General features: G+C 68.5%; 27 protein-coding genes. 19 read left to right on the top strand and 8 right to left on the bottom strand.

The features are described 5' to 3' along the window. Positions 1-17 precede the first annotated feature (17 nt). Entirely contained in the window at positions 18-485 is a 468-nt protein-coding gene (locus tag CEX87_RS01210) for a ferritin-like domain-containing protein (protein WP_064416958.1), read from the bottom strand. Next, the gene (locus CEX87_RS01215; RefSeq protein ID WP_064417147.1) at positions 482-991 is read right to left on the bottom strand and encodes a hypothetical protein; all 510 of its coding nucleotides are present in this window, start codon (positions 989-991) and stop codon (positions 482-484) included. The genes CEX87_RS01210 and CEX87_RS01215 overlap by 4 nt, the downstream gene beginning before the upstream one ends. A gap of 134 nt (positions 992-1125) precedes the next feature. On the opposite strand from CEX87_RS01215, the gene rimP reads away from it, so the two are divergent. From rimP to CEX87_RS01250, 7 genes are all read left to right on the top strand, one after another. Beyond that, positions 1126-1665: a ribosome maturation factor RimP gene (gene rimP / locus CEX87_RS01220; protein WP_064426060.1), complete on the top strand. Its 540-nt coding sequence runs from the start codon at positions 1126-1128 to the stop codon at positions 1663-1665. Beyond that, entirely contained in the window at positions 1662-2705 is a 1044-nt protein-coding gene (gene nusA, locus CEX87_RS01225; RefSeq protein ID WP_064394526.1) for a transcription termination factor NusA, read from the top strand. The genes rimP and nusA overlap by 4 nt, the downstream gene beginning before the upstream one ends. Positions 2706-2899: 194 nt before the next feature. Next, the gene (locus CEX87_RS01230) at positions 2900-3175 is read left to right on the top strand and encodes a YlxR family protein (RefSeq protein WP_233151212.1); all 276 of its coding nucleotides are present in this window, start codon (positions 2900-2902) and stop codon (positions 3173-3175) included. A 78-nt stretch (positions 3176-3253) separates the two neighbouring features. Beyond that, a complete protein-coding gene (gene infB / locus CEX87_RS01235; protein WP_094285672.1) occupies positions 3254-5965 on the top strand; it encodes a translation initiation factor IF-2 in 2712 nt (903 codons plus the stop codon). Between the two features lie 101 nt (positions 5966-6066). Next, positions 6067-6570, top strand: a complete 504-nt coding sequence (rbfA, locus tag CEX87_RS01240; protein WP_064349765.1) for a 30S ribosome-binding factor RbfA — start codon at positions 6067-6069, stop codon at positions 6568-6570. Beyond that, complete coding sequence (locus CEX87_RS01245) at positions 6545-7543, top strand: DHH family phosphoesterase (protein WP_064394522.1); 999 nt, start codon at positions 6545-6547, stop codon at positions 7541-7543. The genes rbfA and CEX87_RS01245 overlap by 26 nt, the downstream gene beginning before the upstream one ends. 7 nt (positions 7544-7550) lie before the next feature. Next, complete coding sequence (locus tag CEX87_RS01250; RefSeq protein WP_094285818.1) at positions 7551-8879, top strand: MATE family efflux transporter; 1329 nt, start codon at positions 7551-7553, stop codon at positions 8877-8879. A 106-nt stretch (positions 8880-8985) separates the two neighbouring features. Here the strand turns inward: CEX87_RS01250 and CEX87_RS01255 are convergent, their stop codons facing one another. Beyond that, a complete protein-coding gene (locus tag CEX87_RS01255; protein ID WP_064394519.1) occupies positions 8986-9546 on the bottom strand; it encodes a class I SAM-dependent methyltransferase in 561 nt (186 codons plus the stop codon). 106 nt (positions 9547-9652) lie between these two features. After that, positions 9653-10408: an enoyl-CoA hydratase gene (locus tag CEX87_RS01260; protein WP_066809224.1), complete on the bottom strand. Its 756-nt coding sequence runs from the start codon at positions 10406-10408 to the stop codon at positions 9653-9655. Between the two features lie 22 nt (positions 10409-10430). Here CEX87_RS01260 and CEX87_RS01265 point away from each other — a divergent pair, with 22 nt between their 5' ends. Both CEX87_RS01265 and CEX87_RS01270 read left to right on the top strand, forming a co-directional pair. Then, complete coding sequence (locus CEX87_RS01265) at positions 10431-10712, top strand: DUF2277 domain-containing protein (RefSeq protein ID WP_064416963.1); 282 nt, start codon at positions 10431-10433, stop codon at positions 10710-10712. 4 nt (positions 10713-10716) lie between these two features. Beyond that, positions 10717-11277: a DUF1802 family protein gene (locus tag CEX87_RS01270; RefSeq protein WP_064428302.1), complete on the top strand. Its 561-nt coding sequence runs from the start codon at positions 10717-10719 to the stop codon at positions 11275-11277. Between the two features lie 8 nt (positions 11278-11285). Here the strand turns inward: CEX87_RS01270 and CEX87_RS01275 are convergent, their stop codons facing one another. Both CEX87_RS01275 and CEX87_RS01280 read right to left on the bottom strand, forming a co-directional pair. Then, a complete protein-coding gene (locus CEX87_RS01275; protein WP_198957132.1) occupies positions 11286-12956 on the bottom strand; it encodes a CocE/NonD family hydrolase in 1671 nt (556 codons plus the stop codon). 9 nt (positions 12957-12965) lie between these two features. Next, a complete protein-coding gene (locus CEX87_RS01280; RefSeq protein WP_064426055.1) occupies positions 12966-13574 on the bottom strand; it encodes a TetR/AcrR family transcriptional regulator in 609 nt (202 codons plus the stop codon). Between the two features lie 43 nt (positions 13575-13617). On the opposite strand from CEX87_RS01280, the gene CEX87_RS01285 reads away from it, so the two are divergent. After that, complete coding sequence (locus CEX87_RS01285) at positions 13618-14772, top strand: sulfotransferase family protein (RefSeq protein WP_064426054.1); 1155 nt, start codon at positions 13618-13620, stop codon at positions 14770-14772. After that, positions 14769-15839 (top strand): hypothetical protein, encoded by a 1071-nt coding sequence (locus CEX87_RS01290; RefSeq protein ID WP_064426053.1) that lies wholly within the window; start codon positions 14769-14771, stop codon positions 15837-15839. The genes CEX87_RS01285 and CEX87_RS01290 overlap by 4 nt, the downstream gene beginning before the upstream one ends. Before the next feature lie 22 nt (positions 15840-15861). On the opposite strand, the gene CEX87_RS01295 is transcribed toward CEX87_RS01290, so the two are convergent. After that, on the bottom strand, positions 15862-16431 hold the full coding sequence (locus CEX87_RS01295; protein ID WP_064394504.1) for a DUF3558 domain-containing protein: 570 nt from the start codon (positions 16429-16431) through the stop codon (positions 15862-15864). Between the two features lie 132 nt (positions 16432-16563). Between CEX87_RS01295 and CEX87_RS01300 the strand changes: the two genes are divergently transcribed. From CEX87_RS01300 to CEX87_RS01315, 4 genes are read left to right on the top strand one after another with little or no spacing between them, the layout of a single operon-like run. Beyond that, positions 16564-17520 carry a metallophosphoesterase family protein gene (locus tag CEX87_RS01300; protein ID WP_064394502.1) on the top strand — a complete coding sequence of 319 codons (957 nt, stop codon included), beginning with the start codon at positions 16564-16566 and terminating at the stop codon, positions 17518-17520. Then, entirely contained in the window at positions 17517-18197 is a 681-nt protein-coding gene (gene pptT / locus CEX87_RS01305; protein ID WP_064416966.1) for a 4'-phosphopantetheinyl transferase PptT, read from the top strand. Before CEX87_RS01300 ends, pptT begins: the two co-directional genes overlap by 4 nt. Then, the gene (gene truB / locus CEX87_RS01310; RefSeq protein WP_094285674.1) at positions 18194-19075 is read left to right on the top strand and encodes a tRNA pseudouridine(55) synthase TruB; all 882 of its coding nucleotides are present in this window, start codon (positions 18194-18196) and stop codon (positions 19073-19075) included. Before pptT ends, truB begins: the two co-directional genes overlap by 4 nt. A 51-nt stretch (positions 19076-19126) precedes the next feature. Continuing rightward, complete coding sequence (locus CEX87_RS01315; protein WP_064428298.1) at positions 19127-19543, top strand: DUF6632 domain-containing protein; 417 nt, start codon at positions 19127-19129, stop codon at positions 19541-19543. Between the two features lie 170 nt (positions 19544-19713). Here CEX87_RS01315 and mntR read toward each other — a convergent pair whose 3' ends face one another. Next, entirely contained in the window at positions 19714-20409 is a 696-nt protein-coding gene (gene mntR, locus CEX87_RS01320; protein ID WP_064394496.1) for a manganese-binding transcriptional regulator MntR, read from the bottom strand. 83 nt (positions 20410-20492) lie between these two features. Here mntR and CEX87_RS01325 point away from each other — a divergent pair, with 83 nt between their 5' ends. The 4 genes from CEX87_RS01325 (at position 20493) to CEX87_RS01340 (ending at position 25786) form a co-directional block, all read left to right on the top strand. Then, entirely contained in the window at positions 20493-21482 is a 990-nt protein-coding gene (locus CEX87_RS01325; RefSeq protein ID WP_082693882.1) for a bifunctional riboflavin kinase/FAD synthetase, read from the top strand. Positions 21483-21628: 146 nt separating this feature from the next. Further along, on the top strand, positions 21629-21898 hold the full coding sequence (rpsO, locus tag CEX87_RS01330; RefSeq protein WP_064394493.1) for a 30S ribosomal protein S15: 270 nt from the start codon (positions 21629-21631) through the stop codon (positions 21896-21898). A gap of 311 nt (positions 21899-22209) precedes the next feature. Next, positions 22210-24468, top strand: coding sequence for a polyribonucleotide nucleotidyltransferase (locus CEX87_RS01335; RefSeq protein ID WP_064394491.1), 2259 nt, complete (start codon positions 22210-22212; stop codon positions 24466-24468). After that, a complete protein-coding gene (locus CEX87_RS01340; protein WP_094285822.1) occupies positions 24446-25786 on the top strand; it encodes a M16 family metallopeptidase in 1341 nt (446 codons plus the stop codon). Before CEX87_RS01335 ends, CEX87_RS01340 begins: the two co-directional genes overlap by 23 nt. Positions 25787-25792 lie beyond the last annotated feature (6 nt).

A 25792-nucleotide genomic window follows, 5' to 3' on the forward strand; every position in this document is an offset into this window, starting at 1 on the left:
ACTCGGGGCTGGGGCGTTTACTCGTTTCCGCCGGGGAAGGCGACCGTGACCGGCGTCGTGCCGAGCAGTTGACTCCACCGCGCCGCCATCACCGCACACTGCGTCAGCGCCTCGACGCCGAAGGCTCGCTCCTGTTCGGTGCCGGCCTGCTCGACGACCGCGCGCCACGCGACGGCCGCGTCCTCTTCCATCCGCACCGCGAGTTTGGCGGCGTCCGCGGGCGTCTTGACTTCCATCGGCAGCTGGTAACCCGCGGCGGGCAGCGGGCCGACGACCGACCGGTCCTCCAGCATCTGTAGCCCGGCCTCGCGGCGTTCGCGGTGCTCGGCCATGGCCTTCGACACCAGCCAGTTGTCCTCGGGCGCCGAGCGCGCAGACACGATGCCGTAGCCGTAGATGGTCGCGTGTTCGGTGGCGATCGCGTCGTAGAGCGCGCCGTCCGCGGGCTCCGACGGCCGCGTCGGGGTGGGTTCCGTCGATGTCATCGCGGCTTCTCCGGTTCGGCGAGGGCGACCGTGTACGCAGCCGTGCACGCCGCGGCGATCGAGGCGAGCAGTCCGGCGCGGTAGCCGGAGAGCTTGGCCGCGAGCTCGGCGGCGCTCGACGCCGAGACCCGCAATGCGTTGGCGGCGTCCTTGGCGGTGCGCGGCTTGGCCGGCTCCGCGGTCGTGCTGGTCGGAGTCGACGTGGGTGCCTGCTCGCCACGCAGCCGCACCAACTCGTCGGACAGCGCCTGGGCATGGGCGGCGCGTTCGGCGGCCACCGCCGTCAACGCCTCCACGACGGGTCCGCGCTCATTGGCCGCCGCATCAGTGGCCAGCTGACTGTCGGCGCGGGCCCGGTCGAGTTGAGCAGCGAGTTCGTCGACCTCGGGCGGCGGGGGCGGTGTGCCGCAGGCCGCCGCGGTCGCGCCCAGCAGCGCCAATGCCGCCGCCGAGGCCAGCACGCGTCTCCTGCTGACGGTCGGCGGGGGGCTCGGCACGGACAACATCTTGCCATTGCGCTTCGTTCGCATCGGTGTTCGTTTGGCGTTTACCGCGGCGACGCTGGCGTATCGTGGAGTGTCGGTTCCAAGGTGTGTCGCCGAAGGATCGAGTCCGGACAACTCAAGACGAGGAGCTCGCCGTGACGGAGCATTCTGCGGGATTGCCGTCGCAGAACGAGGTGATCGAGCTACTCGACGGCGAGTTCGCGCGTGCGGGTTTCGAAATCGAGGACGTGATCGTCGACCCGGCCGCGCGTCCGCCGCGCATCACGGTGGTGGCCGACGGGGACGACGGCCTCGACCTCGCTTCGATCGCCCAACTGTCCCGTACTGCTTCTGCGCTGCTCGACGAGGTCGACGCGCGATCCGCCCCCTACGTTCTCGAGGTCACCTCACCGGGTGTGGACCGGCCGCTGACCGCCGAGAAGCACTACCGCCGTGCGCGCGGCCGCAAGGTCGAGCTGACGCTGTCCGACGGCTCGCAGCTCACCGGCAGGCTCGGCGAAACCCGCGACGGCGTGGTGCGTTTGGTGGTACGGACCGGCCGTCAGGCGACCTTCGCCGTCCGGGAATTGCCGCTCGACGGTATCTCGAAAGCTGTTGTGCAAGTTGAATTCTCGCCCCCCAATCCGCGAGAGCTGGAGCTGGTCGGCCAATCTGGAAAGGAGGCGTCGGCGTGAATATCGACATGGCCGCGCTACACGCCATCGAGGTCGACCGCGGAATTCCGGTGGGCGAACTCGTCGAAACCATCAAATCCGCACTGCTGACCGCGTATCGACACACCGAGGGCCATGCCGCCGAGGCGCGCATCGAGATCGACCGCAAGACCGGCGAGGTCAAGGTCATCGCGGCCGAGGTCGACGAGGACGGCAACACGATCACCGAATGGGAAGACACCCCAGAGGGATTCGGCCGCGTGGCGGCGACGACGGCGCGCCAGGTGATGCTGCAGCGGTTCCGCGACGCCGAGAACGAGAAGACGTACGGCGAGTTCTCCGCCCGCGAGGGCGACATCGTCGGCGGGGTGATCCAGCGCGATGCGCGGGCCAACGCCCGCGGCCTCGTCGTCGTCCGGATGGGCAGTGAGACCAAGGGTTCCGAAGGCGTCATACCCGCCGCCGAGCAGGTGCCCGGCGAGCGCTACGAACACGGCGACCGGTTGCGCTGCTACGTCGTGGGCGTCAGCCGCGGTGCGCGCGAACCGCTGATCACGCTGTCGCGCACGCACCCGAACCTGGTGCGCAAGCTGTTCTCGCTGGAGGTGCCCGAGATCGCCGAGGGCTCGGTCGAGATCGTGGCGGTCGCCAGGGAGGCCGGTCACCGCTCGAAGATCGCGGTGGCCTCGCGGGTGCCGGGACTTAACGCCAAGGGCGCCTGCATCGGGCCGATGGGTCAGCGGGTGCGCAACGTGATGAGTGAACTGTCGGGCGAGAAGATCGACATCATCGACTACGACCCCGACCCGGCCAAGTTCGTCGCCAACGCGCTCTCACCGGCCAAGGTCGTCTCGGTGACGGTCATCGACGAGGCCGCCCGTGCGGCCCGCGTCGTCGTACCGGACTTCCAGCTGTCGCTGGCCATCGGCAAGGAGGGGCAGAACGCCCGGCTGGCGGCCCGGCTCACCGGGTGGCGTATCGACATCCGCAGCGACGCGCCTCCTGCGGGCGCCGGCGAGCCCGACCAGGACGCCGCACGCGGTGCCGTGGGGGACCGGTAAGCGCCGGCCGGCCCACGCGTCCACGCCGGGCAGCGCAGCCATTTCAAATACCAGCGGACGTGACGGTAGACTCACCTGTGATCCAGCGCGAGACTTCGGCTTCGGCGCAACGACGCAGCCCCGACGATTCTGTCGGACCGGTGCGGACCTGCGTTGGTTGCCGAAAACGAGAGCTGGCCGTCGAACTGCTTCGGGTGGTCGCTGTCGGCAACGTCGATGGGGCTGGGAATTCTCTCAGCACCGTCACCGTTGACCCGGCGAGAAAGCTGCCGGGGCGGGGTGCGTGGCTGCATCCCACTCCACAGTGCCTCGAGGCAGCGATTCGTCGGCGAGCGTTCGGTCGAGCGTTGCGCATCACCGGTTCACCGGACCTATCCGCGGTGATCGAGTATGTCGGCACTCGCAGCAGTGCAGACCCGCCCGAGCCCTCGGCAACAGAACAGGTAGCGAAGAACATGAGCACACCGTGAAGTCCCGATGACCATGCGTCATAGCTAACCCGAGGCGCGGCGCCTACCACCGCTGACGCCTCTAGAGATGGAGATGTAGTGGCAGGTAAGGCCCGTGTACACGAGTTGGCCAAGGAACTCGGTGTCACCAGTAAGGAAGTTCTCGCTCGTCTGAGCGAACAGGGCGAATTCGTCAAGTCCGCGTCCTCCACCGTGGAGGCCCCGGTCGCGCGCCGGTTGCGTGAATCCTTCGGCGGCGGCAAGGAGGCCGCCGAGAAGGCCAAATCCGAGGGCAATGGTTCGGCGGCCGCCTCGTCGACCGCTGCGCCCGCCAAGAGCGCCGCTCCGACGGAGCCCGCTAAGGCGCCCGCCCCCAAGCCTGCGGCTCCGGCCGCGGAGACTCCGTCTGTCGCGCCTCCCGCGGCGGCCGCCGCTCCGCCGGCCACGCCTGCTGCGCCGCCCACCCGCCCGGGGCCGACACCCGGCCCCCGGCCGGGTCCCACGCCGGGCGCGCCGAAACCGGCGCCACGCGTTCCCCGAGTTGGCAACAATCCGTTCTCCTCTCAACAGCCGGTCGACCGGCCGATGCCTCGTCCCCAAGGCCCCCGGCCCGGACCCGGTGGTCCGCGCCCCGGTGCCCCACGCCCAGGCGGTGCGACGCCCGGCAACATGCCGCCGCGCCCGCCAGGCGCGCGGCCCGGTGCGATGGGTCGCCCCGGTGGTCCCCGTCCCGGCCCCGGTGGCCGCGGACCGGGTGGCGGTGGTGGTCGTCCCGGTGGTCCCGGCGGTGGTGGCGGTGGCGGTAACTACCGCGGCGGTGGGGGCGGCGCACCCGCCGGCGGAGGTTTCCGGGGCCGTCCCGGTGGTGGTGGCCGCCCCGGCCAGCGCGGCGGTGCGGCCGGTGCGTTCGGTCGTCCCGGCGGCGCGCCCAAGCGCGGACGGAAGTCGAAGAGGGCGAAACGCGCCGAATACGAGAACATGCAGGCGCCGGTCGTCGGTGGCGTCCGGCTGCCGCACGGCAACGGTGAGACCATCCGGCTGGCCCGCGGCGCCTCGCTGAGCGACTTCGCCGAGAAGATCGACGCCAACCCGGCCACGCTCGTGCAGGCACTGTTCAACCTCGGCGAGATGGTCACCGCGACGCAGTCCGTCGGCGACGACACCCTCGAACTGCTCGGCAGCGAGATGAACTACAAGGTTCAGGTCGTCTCCCCCGAGGACGAGGACCGCGAACTGCTCGAGTCGTTCGACCTCACCTACGGCGAGGACGAAGGCGGCGAGGAGGACCTCGAACAGCGTCCGCCGGTCGTCACCGTCATGGGTCACGTCGACCACGGCAAGACCCGATTGCTGGACACCATCCGTCAGGCCAACGTCCGCGAGGGCGAGGCCGGCGGCATCACCCAGCACATCGGCGCCTACCAGGTCGAGGTCGACCTCGACGGCAACGTCCGCCCGATCACGTTCATCGACACCCCGGGTCACGAGGCGTTCACCGCCATGCGTGCCCGCGGCGCGAAGGCCACCGACATCGCGATCCTGGTGGTCGCCGCCGACGACGGCGTGATGCCGCAGACGGTCGAGGCCATCAACCACGCGCAGGCGGCCGAGGTGCCGATCGTGGTGGCGGTCAACAAGATCGACAAGGAAGGCGCCGATCCGGCCAAAATCCGCGGCCAGCTCACCGAATACGGGCTGATTCCCGAGGACTACGGCGGCGACACGATGTTCGTCGACATCTCCGCCAAACAGGGCACCAACATCGAGGCGCTGCTGGAAGCGGTCGTGCTGACCGCCGATGCGGCCCTGGACCTGCGGGCCAACCCGGACATGGAGGCCCAGGGTGTGGCGATCGAGGCGCACTTGGACCGCGGCCGCGGGCCGGTGGCCACGGTGCTGGTGCAGCGCGGCACGCTGCGGGTCGGCGACTCCATCGTGTCGGGCGACGCCTACGGTCGCGTCCGCCGCATGGTCGACGAGCACGGCGAGGATGTCGAGGAGGCGTTGCCGTCGCGGCCCGTGCAGGTCATCGGCTTCACGTCGGTGCCCGGTGCCGGGGACAACCTGCTCGTCGTCGACGAGGACCGCATCGCGCGTCAGATCGCCGACCGACGCAGCGCCCGCAAGCGCAACGCCCTGGCCGCGCGCAGCCGCAAGCGGATCAGCCTCGAGGATCTGGATTCGGCGCTGAAGGAAACCAGCCAGCTGAACCTGATCCTCAAGGGCGACAACGCCGGTACGGTCGAGGCGCTCGAGGAGGCCTTGCTGGGTATCCAGGTCGACGACGAAGTGGAGCTGCGGGTCATCGACCGCGGCGTCGGTGGTGTCACCGAGACCAACGTCAACCTGGCGTCGGCCTCGGACGCGATCATCATCGGCTTCAACGTCCGCGCCGAAGGCAAGGCCACCGAGCTGGCCAACCGCGAGGGTGTCGAGATCCGCTACTACTCGATCATCTACCAGGCGATCGACGAGATCGAAGCGGCGCTCAAGGGCATGCTCAAGCCGATCTACGAGGAGCGCGAACTCGGCCGCGCCGAGATCCGCGCGATCTTCCGGTCGTCGAAGGTCGGCAACATCGCCGGCTGCCTCGTGCAGTCGGGGATCATGCGACGCAACGCCAAGGCCCGGCTACTGCGCGACAACGTCGTGGTGGCCGAGAACCTCACCGTGTCGTCGCTGCGCCGCGAGAAGGACGACGTCACCGAGGTCCGCGAGGGTTACGAATGCGGTCTGACGCTGACCTACTCCGACATCAAGGAAGGCGACGTCATCGAGACGTACGAGCTCGTCGAGAAGGAGCGCACCTAGAGTGGCTGCTCGGCTACTGCGCCGAGAGTGGGAAATGTGGCGGGAAAACGGAAGAAACCGGTCACAATCCCCACTCTCGGTGAGAAACAGAGGGACTGAGCATGGCTGACCCCGCACGGGCGAAGCGACTGGCCAAACGCATTTCCACCATCGTCGCCTCGGCGATCGAGTACGAGATCAAGGATCCGCGGCTGTCGGGTGTGACGATCACCGACGCCAAGGTCACCAACGATCTGCACGACGCGACGCTGTACTACACGGTGCTCGGCGCGTCGCTGTCCGAGGAGCCGGATTACGGTGGGGCAGCCGCGGCGCTCGAGAAGGCCAAAGGTGTGCTGCGGTCCAAGGTGGGTGCGAGCCTGGGTGTGCGTTTCACGCCCACGCTCGCGTTCGAGCGCGACACCGTTCCCGACGCCGCGGTCAAGATGGAGGAACTGCTGGCCCGCGCTCGCGCCGCAGATGAGGATTTGGCGAGAGTTCGGCAAGGTGCCAAGCACGCCGGGGATGCGGACCCGTACCGTGTCAGTGAGGTGGAGGGCGAGGCAGTAGCCGGGGGGCCCGACGACTCCGAGGACAGCGGTGACCGCGATCGACAAGACGACTGACGCCCTGGAAGTGGGCGATCGGGTTGACGCCCACGGCGCAGCCGAACTGTTGTCAGCGGCCGCCTCGGTCGGAGTGGTCTGCCACGTCTATCCCGACGCCGACACCATCGGCGCCGGTCTGGCGCTGGCGCTGGTGCTCGACCAGGTCGGCAAGAGCGTCGAGGTGAGTTTCGCGGCGCCGGAGAAGCTGCCCGAATCGCTGCAGTCGCTGCCCGGCGGGCATCTGCTCGTCGGCCCCGACGAGATGCGCCGCGACCCTGACCTGATCGTCACCGTCGACATCCCCAGCATCAACCGCCTCGGTGCGCTGCGCGGGATCGTCGACGACGGTCGCGAGGTCCTGGTCATCGACCACCACGCCTCCAACCAGCTGTTCGGCACCGCCAACTACGTCGACGCCTCGGCCGACTCCACCACGATGCTGGTGGCCGACCTGCTCGACGCGTGGGACAAGCCGATCGACATCGGCGTCGCACACTGCCTGTACGCGGGCCTGACCACCGACACCGGTTCGTTCCGGTGGGCCAGCCCGCGCGCGCACCGGCTGGCTGCGCGCCTCGTCGATCTCGGCGTCGACAACGCCGGCATCAGCCGGACCCTGCTCGACACCCATCCCTACGCCTGGCTGCCGATGTTGTCTCGGGTGCTGTCCTCGGCGCAGCTGCTGAAAGATGCCGCCGGTGGCCGGGGCCTGGTGTACGCGGTGGTGTCACACGACGAGTGGGTCGACGCCCGACCCGAGGAAGTCGAGAGCATCGTCGACATCGTGCGCACCACCGACGAGGCCGAGGTGGCCGCGGTGTTCAAGGAGATCGAGCCGGGGCACTGGTCGGTGTCGATGCGGGCCAAGTCCTACGACCTGTCGCCGGTCGCGAGCGGGTTCGGCGGCGGCGGTCACCGCCTGGCCGCGGGATATTCGGCCACCGGGTCCGCCGAGGACGTGGTGAAGGCGTTGTACGCGGCCCTTGGCTGAGCCCGAACTGGAGCCGCCGAACGCTCCGGTGACGGGCCGCCGGATCGCCGGGCTGGCATTTCCGGCACTCGGAGTGCTGGCGGCCGAACCCATCTATCTGCTGTTCGATCTCGCGGTCGTGGGCCGGTTGGGTGCACTGGCACTGGCGGGTCTGGCGATCGGCGGGCTGATACTGACCACGCTGAGCTCGCAGATGACGTTTCTGGCGTACGGGACCACCGCCCGGTCGGCCCGCTTCTACGGCGCAGGCAATCGGGCGGCGGCCGTCGGGGAAGGCGTGCAGGCCACCTGGCTGGCGCTTGGATTGGGTGCGGTCATCGTTGTCGCGGTGCAGGTGTTCGCGGTTCCGCTGGTGTCGGCGCTGGCGGGGTCGTCCGACGGGGGAGAGATCGCCGACGAAGCGCTGTCGTGGGTGCGCATAGCGATCATCGGCGTACCCGCGATCCTGGTGTCGGCGGCGGGCAACGGGTGGATGCGCGGGGTGCAGGACATCGTGCGGCCGCTCAAGTTCGTGGTGTTCGGGTTCGGGGTCTCAGCGGTGCTGTGCCCGCTGCTGGTCTACGGCTTGCTCGGTATGCCCCGGCTCGGGTTGCCCGGCTCGGCCGTCGCGAACGCGGTGGGGCAGTGGGTGGCCGCCGCATTGTTCTGTCGTGCACTGCTGATCGAACGGGTGCCGCTGCGGGTGCACCCCGGGGTGTTGCGCGCGCAGGTGGTGATGGGCCGCGACCTGGTGTTGCGCACGCTGGCGTTCCAAGCGTGTTTCGTGTCGGCGGGAGCTGTCGCGGCCCGGTTCGGCGCGGCCGCCGTCGCCGCGCACCAGGTCGTGCTGCAGCTGTGGAATTTCCTTGCGCTGGTGTTGGATTCGCTGGCGATCGCCGCGCAGTCGCTGGTCGGTGCGGCGCTGGGCGCGGGTCAGCTGACGCACGCCAAGTCGGTGGCGTGGCGGGTGACGATATTCTCGGCGTTGGCCTCGGCGGTGCTTGCGGTGGTGTTCGCGGCCGGTGCGTCGGTGTTTCCCAACGTGTTCACCGACGACCGCTCGGTGCTCGACGCGATCGGGGTGCCGTGGTGGTTCATGGTGGCCCAATTGCCGGTCGCCGGAATCGTTTTCGCGCTCGACGGGGTGCTGTTGGGCGCCGGCGACGCGAAGTTCATGCGCAACGCGACGCTGGCCAGCGCGCTGGTGGGCTTCCTGCCGTTGATCTGGCTGTCGTTGGCGTTCGGTTGGGGGCTGCTGGGTATCTGGGCGGGGCTGTCGACGTTCATGGTGCTGCGGTTGGTGTTCGTCGGCTGGCGCGCGTTCTCCGGCCGCTGGCTGATCCCCGGCACGGGTTGATCTGTTGGTGCGGTGCCCGCGTCTTGTCTCCTTTGTGCCGCGAGCGACCGCGTCTGAACACGACACGCCGCGTTGATATGGACAGTTTGCGGTCGCTCGCCGCGGTTCAGCGCCGGGCCACAGCCGCCCAACCGAACTCTGTCGTCTTGATCCGCACATCGCCGAATCCCGCCGCCGCCAACCGGTCCGGCAATGTCACAGGGTCGACGGGGTTGTAGGTGTCGCCTTCGTGCGCGACGGCCAACTCGTCGCTGCCGAGGCTGTCGCTGGCCACCAGCGCGGCCCCGGGCCGCAGCACCCGGGCGACCTCGGCGAAGAGCCGATCCTGAAGTTCGGCGGTGGGGACGTGATGCAGCATCGTGAAACACGCCGCGCCGGAGAAGCGGTCGTCGGCGTAGGGCAGCGCGGTCGCGTCGCCGCGCACGATCTCGACGGTCGGCACATCGGCGAAGCGCGTCGTCAACATCGCCGCGAGCTCGTCGTCGATCTCCACCGAGGTTAGCCGGCCCACCGATTCGCTCAGCACGTCGGTGGTGGCACCGTAGCCGGGGCCGACCTCGAGCACGTCGTCGCCGAGGTCGACCTCACCCAATGCCCACGGCAGAATCACCTCGCGGATCAGCTGTCGCCATTCCTCGCTGCCGCAGTACTCGTGCGCTTCGTTCACGCTCGCAGCGTACGAGCGACCGCAAACTGCTGTAAATCCGCGGCGTGTCGTGATCAGACGCGGTCGCTCGCACAAGGTGGCGTGTGGGCAGGCGCGCCAGAAACAATCAGCGGACCTGCGAGCGGCCCCGCTGCAGGACGGCGTCGCGGTTGGCGGCGATGTCGTCACCGCTGGTCGTGCGCATCCACTCGCGCGCCGACGCCGCCTCGATCCACAGTCCCTCGTTGGTCTGCGCCTCGTCGATGCGGTGATACGACGCCAGCAACGCGCGCACGGCCTGCTGGTTGTTGCCCACGATCGATGCCGCGACCTGCCGGGCGGTCGACATGAGCTCGGTGTGGGGCACCACCTGAGTGACCAACCCGGTCCGCAACGCCTCCTCGGCCGACAGGTAGTCGCCGGTCAGGCTCATCCGGCGGGCCATGCCGACGCCGACCTTCTGCGGCAACCGCACCGACAGCCCCCACGTCGGCAACAGCCCGACCCGGGCATGCGTATCGGCGAAGCGCGCCTGTTCGGAGGCGATCAGAACGTCGCAGTACAGGGCGATTTCGAGGCCACCGGTGACGGCCGCACCGTTGATCGCGCCGATCACCGGCTTGGTCATCGGCGGCCACTTCGGCGAGATGTCGGGCAGCTCGGTGGTGTCGCCAAGCTCTTTGAGGTCCAGACCCGCGCAGAACACCGGATCGGCGCCGGTGACGATCACGACGTCGACGTCGTCGTCGGCCTGAGCCTCACCGAGGGCACGGTAAAACCGCCTGCGCAGCTCGGACGACAGCGCGTTGCGCGCCTGCGGCCGGTTGAGGGTCAAGGTGCGCACCCGGTCGCGGGTGTCGATGAGCAGGATGTCGTCAGTCACCCGACGAACCTATCGTGGAGCCATGTGCCGAAACATCACCGAGCTACGCGGACTCGAACCGGCGGCCACCGACGAGGAGATCGAGGCGGCCGCGCGCCAGTACATTCGCAAGGTCAGCGGAATCACCCGGCCGACCGCGGCCAACGCCGACGCCTTCGAGGCCGCCGTCGCGGAGGTCACCGCCACCACCCACCGGCTGCTGGAGTCTCTGCCGGCCCGGCGCCAGCCGCCGAAGACGGTGCCGCCGTTGCGCCGGCCCGAGGTGCGGGCCCGCATGAACAGCAAAGCTGCGGCCGCGACGTAGCACGATGACGACGACGCTGACGCAGCCGGCGCTCAAGGAGTGGAGTGCTGCGATCCACGCGCTGCTGGACGGCAGGCAGACCGTTCTGCTGCGCAAGGGCGGTATCCACGAGAAGCGGTTCGCGGTCGCCGCGTCGCGCTTTCTGCTGTTTCCGACGGTCGCGCACAGCCACGCCGAGCGGGTGCGCCCCGAGCACCGCGATCTGCTCGATGTGGCGACCGCCGACAGCACAGAGGACGCGGTGGTGGTGCGCGCCGGCGCCCGCGTCGTCGCCGCAGTCGAGGTGAACCGCCCCGCAGCCCTCGAAGAGATAGCGCCCCTGCATATTTGGACCGACGCATCGGTGCGCGCCGACCGGCTCGATTTTCGGCCCAAACATCGGCTCACCGCGCTCGTCGTCCAGGCCGGCCCGCTCTTGGCCCCGCTGCGACTCGAACGCACACCCGAGTACGGCGGCTGCGCCAGCTGGGTGCAGCTGCCGATCGACCCCGAGTGGGCGGCCCCCGTGTACGACGGCGCCGCGCTGCACGAGATCGCCGAGCGGGTGCGCCGTTCGGTGGGCTGACCCGCGCCTCAGCCGGCGGGCGGCTGCGGCGCGGCGGGCAGCACCAGCCGCGACGCGCCGTCGCCGAGATGCACGGTGTGGGTGGCCGGCGCGAGGTTCTTACCCGTCCCGAGCGGTTCGCCGGTACCGAGGTTGCGGGCGAACCGGGGGTGTGACCCGCCCGCCACGAGCACCCGGATCCGTGAACCCGCACGGAAGCGATGCGCGATCGGGTCGAGTTCGATGCGCACCGGTCCGGAATCCGGTGCGGCGCTGACATAGCCGTCGCTCACGTTGTGTGAGCGTCCCTTGGCGTCGACCTCGCTCAGGCGCACGAACAAATCGTTGTACGGGTTGTCGCACGAATGCGAGAGCTCCACGACCGGTACCCCCACCACGTACTTGTCGGCGGGCAGGCGGTCGCCGGTGAAGCTCAACACGTCGGCACGCTGCGCCAGGCGGGTGTCCTTGCGATATCCGCCCTCCGGCGACAGCAGCCGGCCGCCCACCGTCGGCGTCGGATTCGCCGGGTTGTAGCTGAACGTCGACGCAGCCGCCGTCTCCGGCGGGATGGCATCGCCGAGGCGACCACCCGGCTGCAGGTAGCGCACCACTTCGGGCATCGCCGGCGGCCAGTCGGGCAGGTCGATCCAGCCGCTGCCGTTGACGAAGATCCGCACCGGCTGGCGCCGCTTGCTCTCCGCGCCGGTGAGGTGGGCGTCCAACCAGTCGAGCGTCTCGCGGATGGCGGTCGGCGCGGCCTTGGTCAACAACTGGGTGTGGATCCACGGGCCGACGGTCAGTCCGACCTCGACTCCGCGCTCACGCAGCCGCCGATACTGGGCCATCGTCTGCTCCAGGAACAGGTCCTGCCAGCCGCTGATCAGCAGCACCGGCACGTCGGCGGTGTCCAGGGCCCGACGCAGGTTCAGCGCGGTCCAGAAGGGATCGTCGGCATCGGGATGATCGAGCCAGGACTCCCACCACGGCGCACCCTCGCCCAGCAGCGCGCGGCCCGCCTCGCCGGCGGGCAGCCGGCTCATCGCACGGGCCAGCCGGCGCCGCGACCGCAGCTGTCGCACCAGCGCCCGCGCCCGGTTCGGATCCTCCTGATAGGCCACCAGGTGGCTCCAGCCGAGGAAGTCGCTCAGCGCGAACGAACCGGGACCCCACCGCGGCCCGCTGACGTCGTGCGGACCGACGGTGATCACCGCGGCCTTCATCTCCGGTGGCGGGTCGGTGAGCAGCGCCCACTGGGTGAAACCGAGATACGACAGCCCGATCGTGGCGAACGAGCCGGTGAACCACTCCTGGTTGCGCAGCCACTCGACGGTGTCGGCGCCGTCGGCGATCTCGTTGACCATCGGGTCGAAGTCGCCGCCGGAGCCGTAGGTTCCGCGCACGCTCTGCAGGACGACGTGATAGCCGCGTGCGGCGTAGACGCGTCCGTAGATGGCGGCGAAGGGGAAGTCGCGGCCATAGGGGCAGCGGACCAGCAGCGTGCCGGCGGGGTCCAGCGTGCTGGGCGCATAGTGGTCGGCGCGCAGCTCGACACCGTCGCGCATCGGTACGCGGACCTTGTGGACCGTGAAGTCGGTGGTGTGCGGCGGCAGCCGCAGCAGGCGTGACACGGTGCGTCCGGTGAGCTGCTTGACCTTCGAACGGGATGCCGGCGGTGCGGCGACGGAGGATGCGGTCACGTCACGAGGCTACGCAGACTCGATGCCCCCGCGTTCGATCGCCTGTGTCACCTGGGCCATCAACCAGTCGATCGCACGGGTGGCCGCGTCGCCGTCCAGGCCCCACACCGCGACCAGGCGCTCGTAGGTGGCCGGGCTCCACAGCACGTCGAGCAGGCCCGCGATCGCGCGCCGCTGTTCGACGGGGAGCTGCGGTGAGGCCTCGTTCACCGCTCGCAACAGCGCATCGCGGCGGCGGACGTCGGAGCTGACGAACGCGGGATCGACCGGCGACGGTGTGCTGTGCCTGATCGAGAAGCGTTGCAGCGACGCGAAAACCCGCCCCGTCACCTCACTCAGGTTCGCCAGCGTGACGTCCTCGTAGGACACCCCTGCTTCGGTCTCGAGACGTTGCATCACCGCGTCGTGCAGATGGCGTTCGGTCGGGAAATACCGGTACACCGTCCGCTCGCCGACCCCGGCCCGCGCGGCGACGGCCTTGAACGTCAGCTCGCGCCAGTCCCACGTCTCGAACTCATGCACCAGCGCACTGCCCGCGGCGACGATGCGCTCGCGGGTGTGTGCGGCCTTGCGCCTGCGGATGCTGTTGTCGTACGAGCGCGTTGACGAGCCGGCCATAGTAGTGGCAGTGTACTGTCACCAATTCGGTGGGAGGTGCAGCGTGGCATCGGTCGAGGATCTGATGGCCGCGGCCGTCGAGGGCACCGGACTCGAGGACTTCGGCGAGGACTCGTTCCGCGAGGGCCTGGAGATCCTCGTCCGTGCGCTGAGCGACGAAGCCCGGCTCAACGCGCGCGGCGAGGACTTCGTCTACAACCGCATCGGGCTGCACCTGTCGCAGCGGCTCCAGGTGGAGGATTGGTACCGCCGCCACCCCGACATCGACGACGAGCAGATCGCCGCGCCGCTGTTCGGGTTGGGCCTGCCGCGGACGGGGTCGACTGCGCTGTCGTTCCTGCTCGCCCAAGATCCCGATGTCCGTTACCTGCGCAGCTGGGAGTCCGCACAGCCGTGCCCGCCACCGTCGACCGTGCGCGGCGACGACCCCCGCATCCCGCCGGAACAGCGGCCCGTCCTCGTGGGCACCCGCCCCCACGTGCCCACCGACATCCGCGGACCGATGGAATGCCTGGACCTGATGGCGCTCGACTTCAAGTCCCAGATCTTCCAGGCCTATGCACAGATTCCGACCTACTCGCAATGGCTCTGCGACCGAGCCGATTTCACGTCGACGTACCGCTATGAACGACGGGTACTCCGATTGCTGCAGTGGGGGGAACCGACGCGCCCATGGCGGCTCAAGTCGCCGGCGCACGTGCTTTCGCTGGACTACCTCGACCGCGTGTTCGGTGATGCCCGCTTCGTCATGACGCACCGTGATCCGACCGACGTGCTGCTGTCGGTCGTCGACGTCTACGCCGACATCGTCGGCGGCTTCACCGATCACCTCGACCGCCGCTATCTCGGTGAACTGAACGTCACCCAGTGGTCCACGGGGATCACGCGGGCGATGGCATTCCGCGATAAGGCCGCAGACCGGTTCTACGACATCGACTTTCGGGTTATGCAGAACGATCCGATCGGCGAAGTCAGGCGGCTCTACGGCTGGCTCGGCGAGACGGTGACCGAACGGTTCGAGGCCGGTATGCGGGCGTGGTGGACCGAGAACGCCGAGAAGCGCGAACCGCACCCCAAAGCCGACCCGGCGGCATTCGGCTTGGACGACAACGTGATTCGGCCGCTGTTCGCGGCCTACGTAGACGCCTACGCCGGCGGCTCTCGGCGTTACGACCGGCAGGAGGAAAGCACCCCATGACCGTCGACGTGACGGGCGGCATCGACCCGGCCCGCGAGTACATGTTCGCCGAGCGGCCGCAGGACCCCGAGATGCGGGATTCGGTGAGCTTCTGGGTGTTCGACGAGCGCGGCGAGGTCGGCCTGCCCAGGATCGGCATCGAGGCGGTCGCGTCCAACTGGGACGCTCACGGACTGCAGGTCAACCTGGCGTTCGCCGACGGACGCGTCTACCGCTTGCGCGCCGACGGGCAGAGCGCGCCGGTCGAGGGCCGCAACGGCGAGCCGACGGTGCTCGGCGCGGGGCCGCTGACGTTCGAGTGCGTGGCGCCGTTCGACACGTGGACGGTGACGTTCGACGGTCAGGCCGTCCAGACGTCCTCGGAGGCGCTCGCCGCCGGCGACAAGAGCGGCCCGCTTGTCGACGTGCGATTCGAGGTCGAGGCGAGAATGGCGGTGCCACCGTGGATTCAGGGGGCGATGCGCGATGATGCCGCCGACCAACTGAAGACGACGGTGGTCGGTGAGTTGATGGGCGGCGCCCGTTACGAACAGTTGTTCCGCGCCGACGGGATCGTGGAGGTGGCGGGACGCCGGCACCCGTTGTCGGGAAGCGGGCTGCGCATCCGTCGCCAAGGCGTGCGCCGACTGGAGGGGTTCTGGGGGCACTGCTGGCAGTCCGCGCTGTTCGGAAGCGGACGAGCGTTCGGCTACATCGCGTACCCGCCGCGGCCCGACGGGCAGCCGAACTACAACGAGGGTTACCTGTACCTCGGAGATTCGGCGGGTCTGATCCCCGCCCGCGTCGTGGAGGCGCCGTGGCTGCGCCGGCTGCGGCCGCGCGGGGAGGACGTGTCGCTGGTGCTCGAAACGGCCCGCGGAACCGTGCACATCGAGGGGGAGACGGTGCTGTCCACCCACGACATCACCGATCCCGCCGAGCTTCCCGCCGAACAACTGGACAAGATGGCCAACTGGACGTTCCCGGCCCTGCAGCAGGCCGGTGTGCGCTATCGCTGGGACGGCGAGGAGACGATCGGAATGTTGGAGCGGTCCACCCCGATGGACCGCATCGAGCGCGACAGCTGAACGCGCGGGCCGATCAGAAGACTCAGAACACGTAGTGCGGAATCAGCTCGTGCGCGCGCTGCAGGTTGGTCTGCATGCAATCGGGGTCGGGCTCGGAGTAGATCGGCGAGTAGAACAGCGACTGCTGCAGCACGCCGTAGCTGGTGTCGAAGGCGATCATGCAGGTGATCCACCAGCGGTTGTTCCAGTCCGTCGGCTTCATGACCCAGTACTGCGCCGCGCGGTGCCCGTCGATGTCGAGCTGGACCGCATCGGCGGGCAGGGTCTGCTCGTAGGTGCGCCAAACGATGGCCTCCACGGCCATTTGATAGTTGCCCGCGTCGTATCGGCACCGCAGCTGATCCTCCGGCGTCGGCGGCGTGAACGCCAGACCGATCGCCTGCACCGCCTCGAGCGGAATCTGCTTGCACGGGTTGAACGGCGACGGGTCGGTGGTCTCGATGACGGGCCATTTGATCGACGTCGTGACATTCGTCATCGGAATGTCGACGGCGTCCACCCGCGGGGCGCCCGCCGGGTTGGCCTGCCACACCACCATCACCGCAGCGATCAGTGCGCACAGTGCCGAGACCAAGCGCAGCTTGGCGAGCATGTCACCCCTTTGTTCGTCGGTCCGACCCTGCGGGGAGTGTAGCGGGCCGCTGCCAGCACCCGAAGAGGAAACAAGAACTTGTTCTAGTTGCCGGACGAGCCGCGCACATCCGGTTAAGTACCCTGGTCAGTTGTGACACGCGACGGCCGACGACCCACCCTCTGGGCGATCAGCGACTTGCACACGGGTCACACAGGCAACAAACCCGTGACCGAGTCGCTGCATCCGGCCTCGCCCGACGACTGGCTCATCGTCGCCGGCGACGTCGCCGAACGCACCGACGAGATTCGCTGGGCCCTGGACCTGTTGCGTAAACGGTTCGCCAAGGTGATCTGGATTCCGGGCAACCACGAGCTGTGGACCACCAACCGCGACCCGATGCAGATCTTCGGCAAGGCCCGCTACGACTACCTGGTCAACATGTGCGACGAGATGGGCATCATCACCCCCGAGCATCCGTTCCCGGTGTGGACCGAGGAGGGCGGTCCGGCCACGATCGTGCCGATGTTCCTGCTGTACGACTACACCTTCCTGCCCGAAGGCGCCGCCACCAAGGCTGAGGGGCTGGCCATTGCGCGCGAGCGCAACGTCGTCGGCACCGACGAGTTCCTGCTGTCCGCCGAGCCCTACGCCACCCGCGACGCGTGGTGCCGCGACCGGGTGTCCTACACCCGCAAACGACTCGAGGACCTCGACTGGATGACGCCGACGGTGTTGGTCAACCACTTCCCGATGGTTCGCGAACCCTGCGACGCGATGTTCTACCCCGAGTTCTCGCTGTGGTGCGGCACCACCGCCACCGCCGACTGGCACACCCGCTACAACGCGGTGTGCTCGGTCTACGGCCACCTGCACATTCCGCGCACGACGTGGTACGACGGTGTGCGGTTCGAGGAGGTGTCCGTCGGATATCCGCGAGAGTGGCGCCGCCGCAAGCCATATCGCTGGATGCGCCAGATCCTGCCCGACCCGCAGTATCCGCCCGGGTACCTCAACGAGTTCGGCGGCCACTTCCAGATCACCCAGGAGATGCGGGAGAACGCGCAGAAGGTGCAGCAACGGATCCGCGACAGGCAGGTCTCGCGATGACGGTCGCCGCTTCGCTGCTGTCCGGTGTGCTGCCGGCGACGAGGACGGGACTGGCAGCCGCAGAGATCTACCGCGACCCGCCGGACCTGGCGCCGCTGCCCGAGGAGGAACCTCTGGTCGCGCGGTCGGTGGCCAAGCGGCGCAACGAGTTTGTCACGGTGCGGTTTTGCGCGCGGCAGGCACTCTCCGAGATCGGTATCGGACCGGTGCCGATCCTGAAGGGGGAGAAGGGCGAACCGCGTTGGCCCGACGGCATCGTCGGCTCGCTGACGCACTGTGAGGGCTATCGCGGGGCTGTGGTCGGCCGGCAGGCCGAGGTGCGGTCGGTGGGCATCGACGCAGAACCGCACGGTGTGCTGCCCGACGGTGTGCTCGACGCGATCAGCCTGCCCGACGAGCGAACCGAACTGAAACAGCTGCCGGGCGAACTGCACTGGGACCGAATCCTGTTCTGCGCCAAAGAGGCAACCTACAAGGCGTGGTTCCCGGTGACCCGCCGGTGGCTGGGCTTCGAGGACGCGCACATCGTCTTCGACGTCGACGACAGCGGCACCTCCGGCAGTTTCGTCTCGCGAATCCTGATCGACCCGGCGGCGATGCACGGCACCCCGCTGGAATCCCTGGCCGGCCGGTGGTCGGTCCGCGACGGTCTGGCGCTGACCGCGATCGTGCTATGACACAGGCGGGTCTGGTCATCGTCGACAAACCCGCGGGCATGACGAGCCATGATGTCGTCGGCCGCTGCCGTCGCTTCTTCGGCACCCGCAAGGTCGGCCACGCCGGGACCCTTGACCCGATGGCCACCGGCGTTCTCGTCGTCGGAATCGAGCGCGCCACCAAGATCCTCGGACTGCTGACGGTGACGGACAAGGCGTACTCCGCGACCATCCGACTCGGGCAAACCACCTCGACCGACGACGCCGAAGGCGAGATGCTGCAGCAGGTTTCGGCCGACGCCGTCACCGACGAGTGCATCGAGCGCGCGGTCGCGGACCTTCGCGGCGAGATCGACCAGGTCCCGTCGGCGGTGAGCGCGATCAAAATCGGCGGACAGCGCGCCTACAAACTCGCGCGCGAAGGGCAGGCCGTCGAGTTGCCGGCCCGCAGCGTGCGTATCGAGCGGTTCGCGGTGCTGGACGTCCGGCGCGAACCCGCCGTCGTCGACGTCGACGTCGAGGTGGAGTGCTCCAGCGGCACCTACATCCGCGCACTGGCCCGCGACGTTGGGGCCGCGCTGGGAGTCGGTGGGCATCTCACCGCGTTGCGCCGCACCAGAGTCGGCGGTTTCGGGTTGAGCGAGGCGCGAACGCTCGACGAACTCGCCGAAACCCCACGGCTGTCGTACAGCCTCGACACCGCATGTCTTCTGGCGTTCCCGCGGCGGGACCTGACCGCGAACGAGGCCGAGGACGTGCGGCACGGCCGACCGCTCAAACCGGCGGGCATCGACGGGATTTACGCCGCGACGGCTCAGGACGGCCAGGTCATCGCGCTACTGGAAGACCGGTCGGATCGTACGAAGTCGGTCGTCGTGCTGCGTCCGGCGACCTTGTAGCCCGGCGCATCCGGGCGCATACTGACGCCGTCCTAGAGATAGGAGCCGAAAATGGCGTCTCCGTACAAGGCACTTCAGATCGCATTGGGCGTGTTCGGCGTGGTCGCCCTCTGCCTGTATCCGCTTGCCGCGGTGTGGCCGTCAGGTTGGGCGTGGCATCCGGGACCGCCGCATCACTCCGACTACTTCATGATGATCGTCGGGCTGTATGCGACCCTCGGGGTCTTTCTGGTGTGGGCGGCGCGTAATCCGCGCGCTCATCTGAGCCTGATCTGGTTCGCGGTGTGGTCCAGCGTCGTGCACGCCGTCATCATGGCGGTGCAGTCGGTGCGCGGTGAGCACCAGACCGGGCATCTGGTGGGCGATGTGCCCGCACTGCTGTTGGTCGCGATCGTGCTGGCGGTGCTCGTGCGGGCCTCCGGCCTCACGATGTCCGAGGAACAGCCTGCCGCCGTCGAACGAAGCTGAGGGGACACCCCGCGAATGTGGAGCCTGGCGAAAATCCGGTGGCCGGTTATCGCAACCGACCATTCGGGAAGGCGCCCGCCTTGCAGCGAAAAATTCGCTGACAGCGAATAATTCGCTGATAGGCGGGCACTCGTCGAAGTGGTCGGCGGCCCGCCACAGCGACCAACGCGCTAGCTCGCCACCACCCAGATCGCTTCTGCGGCAGGGCTTCCCAGCTCGACGGTGGTGTCGTCGCCGTCTGTCGACTCGATCGCCACCGAGATCATGCCGGCGAAGTCGCGCCGGGCCACCACGCGAAGGCGCGAGTCCAGGCTGATGCCGACACTGTCGAAGTACCGCAGCATCTCCGGATCGGCGTCCGAGATGCGCGCTATCGTGCCGCGGTCGCCGTCGTTGCAGGCCGACAACTGGCGCGCGTCCGGGGCGGGCACGCGTCCGTCGGCGGCCGGAATCGGATCGCCGTGTGGATCGCGCGTCGGATGCCCGAGCTTGGCGTCGATGCGGTCGAGCATCCGGTCCGACACCGCGTGCTCGAGCACCTCGGCTTCGTCGTGCACCTCGTCCCAGCTGTAGCCCAGCTCGCGCACGAGGAACGTCTCCATCAGCCGGTGCCTGCGCACCATCGCCAGGGCGGCGGCCCGGCCGGCTTCGGTCAGCGTCACCGCTCCGTACTTCTCGTGATCGACCAGACCCTGGTCGGCGAGCTTGCGGATCGACTCCGAGGCGGTGCTGGCCGACACGCCGAGACGCTCGGCCAGCAGCTTGGTGCTCACCTTCTCCTGCGACCACTCCTGAACGGTCCAGATGACTTTCAGGTAGTCCTGGGCAACCGTCGTCAGGTCACGCGCATCGCCGGCAGGATTCACAATGACAAAGTTTAGGCAATACTCACCTCATCCGGGGGATCCGGCGACGCGGGGGACCCCTGTCGCGCCGTAGGCTTGCCCTCGTGCAGCGCTGGCGGGGACAAGACGAGATCCCGACGGACTGGGGCCGATGCGTGGTCACCATCGGGGTTTTCGATGGTGTGCATCGCGGACACCAGGAGCTGATCAACCACGCGGTCAAGGCCGGCCGGTCCCGCGGCGTGCCCACGGTGCTGATGACCTTCGACCCCCATCCGATGGAGGTCGTCTTCCCGGGCAGCCATCCCGCCCAGCTGACCACCCTGACCCGGCGCGCCGAACTGGTCGAGGAACTCGGCGTCGACGTCTTCCTGGTCATGCCGTTCACCGCCGACTTCATGAAGCTGACCCCGGAGCGCTACATCCACGAACTTCTGGTCGAACGCCTGCACGTGGTCGAGGTCGTCGTGGGGGAGAACTTCACCTTCGGCAAGAAGGCGGCGGGCAACGTCGAGTTGCTGCGCCAGGCCGGCGAGCGGTTCGGCTTCGCCGTGGAGAGCATGACGCTGGTCTCCGACGCTTTTGGGGTGGCCGACACCGACCGGGACCAGGCCGTCACGTTCTCCTCGACCTACATCCGGTCCTGCGTCGACGCGGGCGACGTCGTCGCCGCGGCCGAGGCGCTGGGGCGCCCGCACCGCGTCGAGGGGGTCGTGGTGCGCGGCGACGGACGGGGCAAGGTGCTGGGCTTTCCGACCGCCAACGTGGCGCCGCCCATGTACTCGGCGATTCCCGCCGACGGCGTCTACGCGGCGTGGTTCACCGTGCTCGGCCACGGTCCGGTCGCGGGCAGCGTCATCCCCGGCGAGCGGTACCAGGCCGCGGTCTCGGTGGGGACCAATCCGACGTTCTCCGGACGCACCCGCACCGTCGAGGCATTCGTGCTCGACACCACCGCCGACCTGTACGGCCAGCACGTCGCCGTCGATTTCGTGGCCCGGTTGCGCGGCCAGGAGAAGTTCGCCAACGTCGACGACCTGGTGGAGCAGATGGGCCGCGACACCGAACACGCCCGCACAGTCCTGGCTCGGTGACACCGGTGTTGAGCTGCGATTTCGCCGCTCACCTCGGCCGCTGCTAGACTGCGTGCCGACCGGGCGTGCGCTGCAGTTCGCGGCGGCTGCGCCTTCCCGGGGCTTACACGCCCCCTTCCGCGGACTGAAAAAGATGGAGTTGTTTCGTGGCGCTTACCGCCGAAGAGAAGAAGTCGATCCTGAGCGACTACGGCCTGCATGACACCGATACCGGCTCGCCGGAGGCGCAGGTCGCCCTGCTGACCAAGCGGATCATCGACCTCACCGAGCACCTGAAGGTGCACAAGCACGATCACCACTCGCGGCGCGGTCTGCTGCTGCTCGTCGGCCGCAGGCGCCGGCTGCTCAAGTACGTGGCCCAGGTCGACGTCCAGCGGTACCGCACGCTGATCGAACGACTCGGCCTGCGTCGCTGACCTCGTACCGCCGCGCGAACGCGCGACGGGATTCGGCCGGGTACTCCCCGCAGAGTACGATGGCCTCGTTCGACTGCCGTTGAGGCGCGAACGACCTGGGTGCGGTTTTCGCAGCTCCGCGAGCACCGCTCCCGCGTGTCATAACCAGGACCTGCTCGATCGCGCGGTCTTCGGTAGTGGCTGCCGGAAGAACTGCCGGCAGCTTCGATCGATGGCCGTAGCCGCATCGAGGCCGGTGGTTCAAGCGCTGTGACGACGCGAAAACAGCTAAACAGTGGAGACACTGAACCAGAGAGGCCATACGGACACCTATGTCTGTAGTTGAAATTGAAGACGGCGTGTACGAAGCGACCGCCGTGATCGACAACGGGAGCTTCGGCACCCGCACCATCCGTTTCGAGACCGGCCGGCTGGCCCAGCAGGCCGCCGGCGCCGTCGTCGCCTACCTCGACGACGAGACGATGTTGCTCTCGGCGACATCGGCCAGCAAGAACCCCAAAGACCATTTCGACTTCTTTCCGTTGACCATCGACGTCGAAGAGCGCATGTACGCCGCGGGTCGCATCCCCGGTTCGTTCTTCCGCCGCGAGGGCCGCCCGTCGACCGACGCGATCCTGACCTGCCGGCTGATCGATCGTCCGCTGCGCCCGACGTTCGTCGACGGCCTGCGCAACGAGATCCAGGTCGTGGTCACCGTCATGAGCCTCGATCCCAAGGATCTGTACGACGTGGTCGCGATCAACGCCGCGTCGGCGTCCACGCAGATCGCCGGACTGCCGTTCTCCGGGCCGGTCGGCGGCGTGCGCGTCGCGCTGATCGACGGGACCTGGGTCGCCTTCCCGACCGTCGAGCAGCTCGAGCGGGCGGTGTTCGACATGGTCGTCGCCGGTCGTGCCATCGAGGGCGACGACGTAGCGATCATGATGGTCGAGGCCGAGGCCACCGACAACGTCGTCGAGTTGATCGCCGGCGGTGCGCAGGCGCCCACCGAGAGCGTCGTGGCCGAGGGCCTGGAGGCCGCCAAACCGTTCATCGCGAGCCTGTGCGCAGCCCAGCAGGAGCTGGCGCAGCGCGCTGCCAAGCCGACCGCCGACTACCCGGTGTTCCCGGAGTACGGCGAAGACGTCTACTACGCCGTGGCCTCGGTGGCCACCGACGCGTTGTCGGAGGCGCTGACCATCGCCGGTAAGGCCGAGCGCAACGACCGCACCGACGAGATCAAGGCCGAGGTGCTCGAGCGGCTGGCCGAGCAGTACGCGGGCCGCGAGAAGGAGGTCGGCGCCGCGTTCCGTTCGCTGACCAAAAAGCTTGTGCGCCAACGTATCCTGACTGATCACTTCCGCATCGACGGCCGCGGTATCACCGACATCCGCGCGTTGAGCGCCGAGGTCGCCGTCGTGCCGCGGGCGCACGGCAGCGCGCTGTTCGAGCGTGGCGAGACCCAGATCCTGGGTGTCACCACACTCGACATGATGAAGCTGGCCCAGCAGATCGACTCGCTGGGGCCCGAAACCTCCAAGCGCTACATGCATCACTACAACTTCCCGCCCTACTCGACCGGTGAGACCGGCCGTGTCGGTTCGCCCAAGCGCCGCGAGATCGGCCACGGTGCGCTGGCGGAGCGGGCGCTGATGCCGGTGCTGCCCAGCGTCGAGGAGTTCCCGTACGCGATCCGCCAGGTGTCGGAGGCGTTGAGCTCGAACGGTTCGACGTCGATGGGCTCGGTGTGCGCTTCGACGCTCGCGCTGCTCAACGCCGGTGTGCCGCTCAAGGCTCCGGTCGCGGGCATCGCGATGGGTCTGGTGTCCGATGACATCGAGGTTGATGGCAAGACTGAGCGCCGGTTCGTCGCGCTCACCGACATCCTCGGTGCCGAGGACGCGTTCGGCGACATGGACTTCAAGGTCGCGGGCACCAAGGAGTTCGTCACCGCGCTGCAGTTGGACACCAAGCTCGACGGCATTCCGTCGCAGGTGCTGGCCGGTGCGCTTTCGCAGGCCAAGGACGCCCGGCTGACGATCCTCGAGGTGATGGCCGAGGCCATCGACGGGCCCGACGAGATGAGCCCGTACGCCCCGCGGATCACCACCATCAAGGTGCCCGTCGACAAGATCGGCGAGGTGATCGGGCCCAAAGGCAAGATCATCAACCAGATCACCGAAGAGACCGGCGCGTCGATCTCCATCGAGGACGACGGCACGGTGTTCGTCGGCGCGACCGACGGACCGTCGGCGCAGGCGGCAATCGACAAGATCAACGCGATCGCCAATCCGCAGCTGCCCAAGGTCGGCGAGCGGTTCCTCGGAACTGTGGTGAAGACCACCGACTTTGGAGCTTTCGTTTCCTTGTTGCCGGGTCGCGACGGGCTGGTCCACATCTCGAAGCTGGGACGTGGCAAGCGGATCGCCAAGGTCGAGGACGTCGTCAAGGTCGGCGACAAGTTGCGTGTGGAGATCGCCGACATCGACAACCGCGGGAAGATCTCGCTGATCCTCGTCGATGAACAGGAAGATGGAGCCGCGTCCAATTCCGACGCCGCGCCGGCAGATGCCGCAGCGGCCAGCAGTTAGGGCGTTGCGCCACACCGAACGTGGCGACAGATCAGCGGAGGCAGTGCGTCGCACGGTGTTACCCGGTGGCCTGCGTGTGGTCACCGAGTACCTCCCGTCGGTGCATTCGGCGTCGGTCGGGCTATGGGTCAACGTCGGTTCGCGCGACGAGGGCCCGAGTGTCGCGGGTGCGGCGCACTTCCTCGAGCACTTGCTGTTCAAGTCGACGCCGACCCGGTCGGCGGTGAGCATCGCGCAGGCCGTCGATGCGGTCGGCGGCGAGCTGAACGCCTTCACCGCCCGCGAGCACACCTGCTACTACGCGCACGTGCTCGACTCCGATCTGGAGTTGGCCGTCGACCTCGTCGCCGACGTCGTCTTGCGCGGACAGTGCGCGGCCGAGGACGTCGAGGTCGAACGCGACGTGGTGCTCGAGGAGATCGCGATGCGCGACGACGATCCCGAGGACACCCTCGGCGACGAGTTCCTCGCCGCGATGTTCGGCTCGCATCCGGTTGGACGCCCGGTGATCGGCAGCGTGGACTCGATCTCCTCGATGACACGCGCCCAACTGCACTCCTTCCACGTCCGCCGCTACACCCCCGAGCGGATGGTGCTCGCGGTGGCGGGCAACGTCGATCACGACGACGTGGTGTCGCTGGCGCGCGAGTACTTCGGCGCGCGTCTGATGCGTGGCCGCACACCGGTGCCGCCCCGCAAAGGTGCCGGCCGGGTGGGCGGACGCCCGAGGCTGGAACTGGTCAACCGGGACTCCGAACAGACGCACCTTTCGCTGGGTGTGCGCACACCGGGACGGCACTGGGAGCACCGCTGGGCGCTGTCGGTGCTGAACACCGCGCTCGGCGGGGGCCTGAGTTCGCGGCTGTTCCAGGAGATCCGGGAGGCCCGCGGGTTGGCGTACTCGGTGTACTCGACGATCGACACCTTCTCCGACAGCGGCGCGCTGTCGGTGTACGCGGGTTGCCTGCCGGACCGCTTCGACGAGGTTGCCCGCGTGACCACCGATGTGCTCGAGGCCGTCGCGAGCGACGGGATCACCGAAGACGAGTGCCGGATCGCAAAGGGTTCCCTGCGCGGCGGACTGGTGCTCGGCCTGGAGGATTCGGGTTCGCGAATGAACCGCATCGGCCGCAGCGAACTGCATTTCGGTGAACACCGCACCATCGACGAGACGTTGGCGAAGATCGACGCGGTCACGCTCGACGAGGTCAACGCCGTCGCGCGCCGGCTTCTGCGGCGGCCCTACGGCGGCGCTGTGTTGGGTCCGCTTCAATCGAAACGGTCACTGCCTCAGCCGCTTCGGGCCATCGCCGGCTGATCACCT

This window comes from Mycobacterium lehmannii (assembly GCF_002245535.1).
Taxonomy (GTDB): Bacteria; Actinomycetota; Actinomycetes; order Mycobacteriales; family Mycobacteriaceae; genus Mycobacterium; species Mycobacterium lehmannii.

What these genes read in the sequence shown, in the direction of transcription:
- CEX87_RS01210 (WP_064416958.1), bottom strand. Translation starts at nt 485, where the DNA reads ATGACATCGACGGAACCCACCCCGACGCGGCCGTCGGAGCCCGCGGAC.
- CEX87_RS01215 (WP_064417147.1), bottom strand. Translation starts at nt 991, where the DNA reads ATGTTGTCCGTGCCGAGCCCCCCGCCGACCGTCAGCAGGAGACGCGTG.
- rbfA (WP_064349765.1), top strand. Translation starts at nt 6,067, where the DNA reads ATGGCTGACCCCGCACGGGCGAAGCGACTGGCCAAACGCATTTCCACC.
- CEX87_RS01265 (WP_064416963.1), top strand. Translation starts at nt 10,431, where the DNA reads ATGTGCCGAAACATCACCGAGCTACGCGGACTCGAACCGGCGGCCACC.
- CEX87_RS01270 (WP_064428302.1), top strand. Translation starts at nt 10,717, where the DNA reads ATGACGACGACGCTGACGCAGCCGGCGCTCAAGGAGTGGAGTGCTGCG.
- CEX87_RS01280 (WP_064426055.1), bottom strand. Translation starts at nt 13,574, where the DNA reads ATGGCCGGCTCGTCAACGCGCTCGTACGACAACAGCATCCGCAGGCGC.
- CEX87_RS01290 (WP_064426053.1), top strand. Translation starts at nt 14,769, where the DNA reads ATGACCGTCGACGTGACGGGCGGCATCGACCCGGCCCGCGAGTACATG.
- CEX87_RS01295 (WP_064394504.1), bottom strand. Translation starts at nt 16,431, where the DNA reads ATGCTCGCCAAGCTGCGCTTGGTCTCGGCACTGTGCGCACTGATCGCT.
- pptT (WP_064416966.1), top strand. Translation starts at nt 17,517, where the DNA reads ATGACGGTCGCCGCTTCGCTGCTGTCCGGTGTGCTGCCGGCGACGAGG.
- truB (WP_094285674.1), top strand. Translation starts at nt 18,194, where the DNA reads ATGACACAGGCGGGTCTGGTCATCGTCGACAAACCCGCGGGCATGACG.
- CEX87_RS01315 (WP_064428298.1), top strand. Translation starts at nt 19,127, where the DNA reads ATGGCGTCTCCGTACAAGGCACTTCAGATCGCATTGGGCGTGTTCGGC.
- CEX87_RS01335 (WP_064394491.1), top strand. Translation starts at nt 22,210, where the DNA reads ATGTCTGTAGTTGAAATTGAAGACGGCGTGTACGAAGCGACCGCCGTG.
- CEX87_RS01340 (WP_094285822.1), top strand. Translation starts at nt 24,446, where the DNA reads ATGCCGCAGCGGCCAGCAGTTAGGGCGTTGCGCCACACCGAACGTGGC.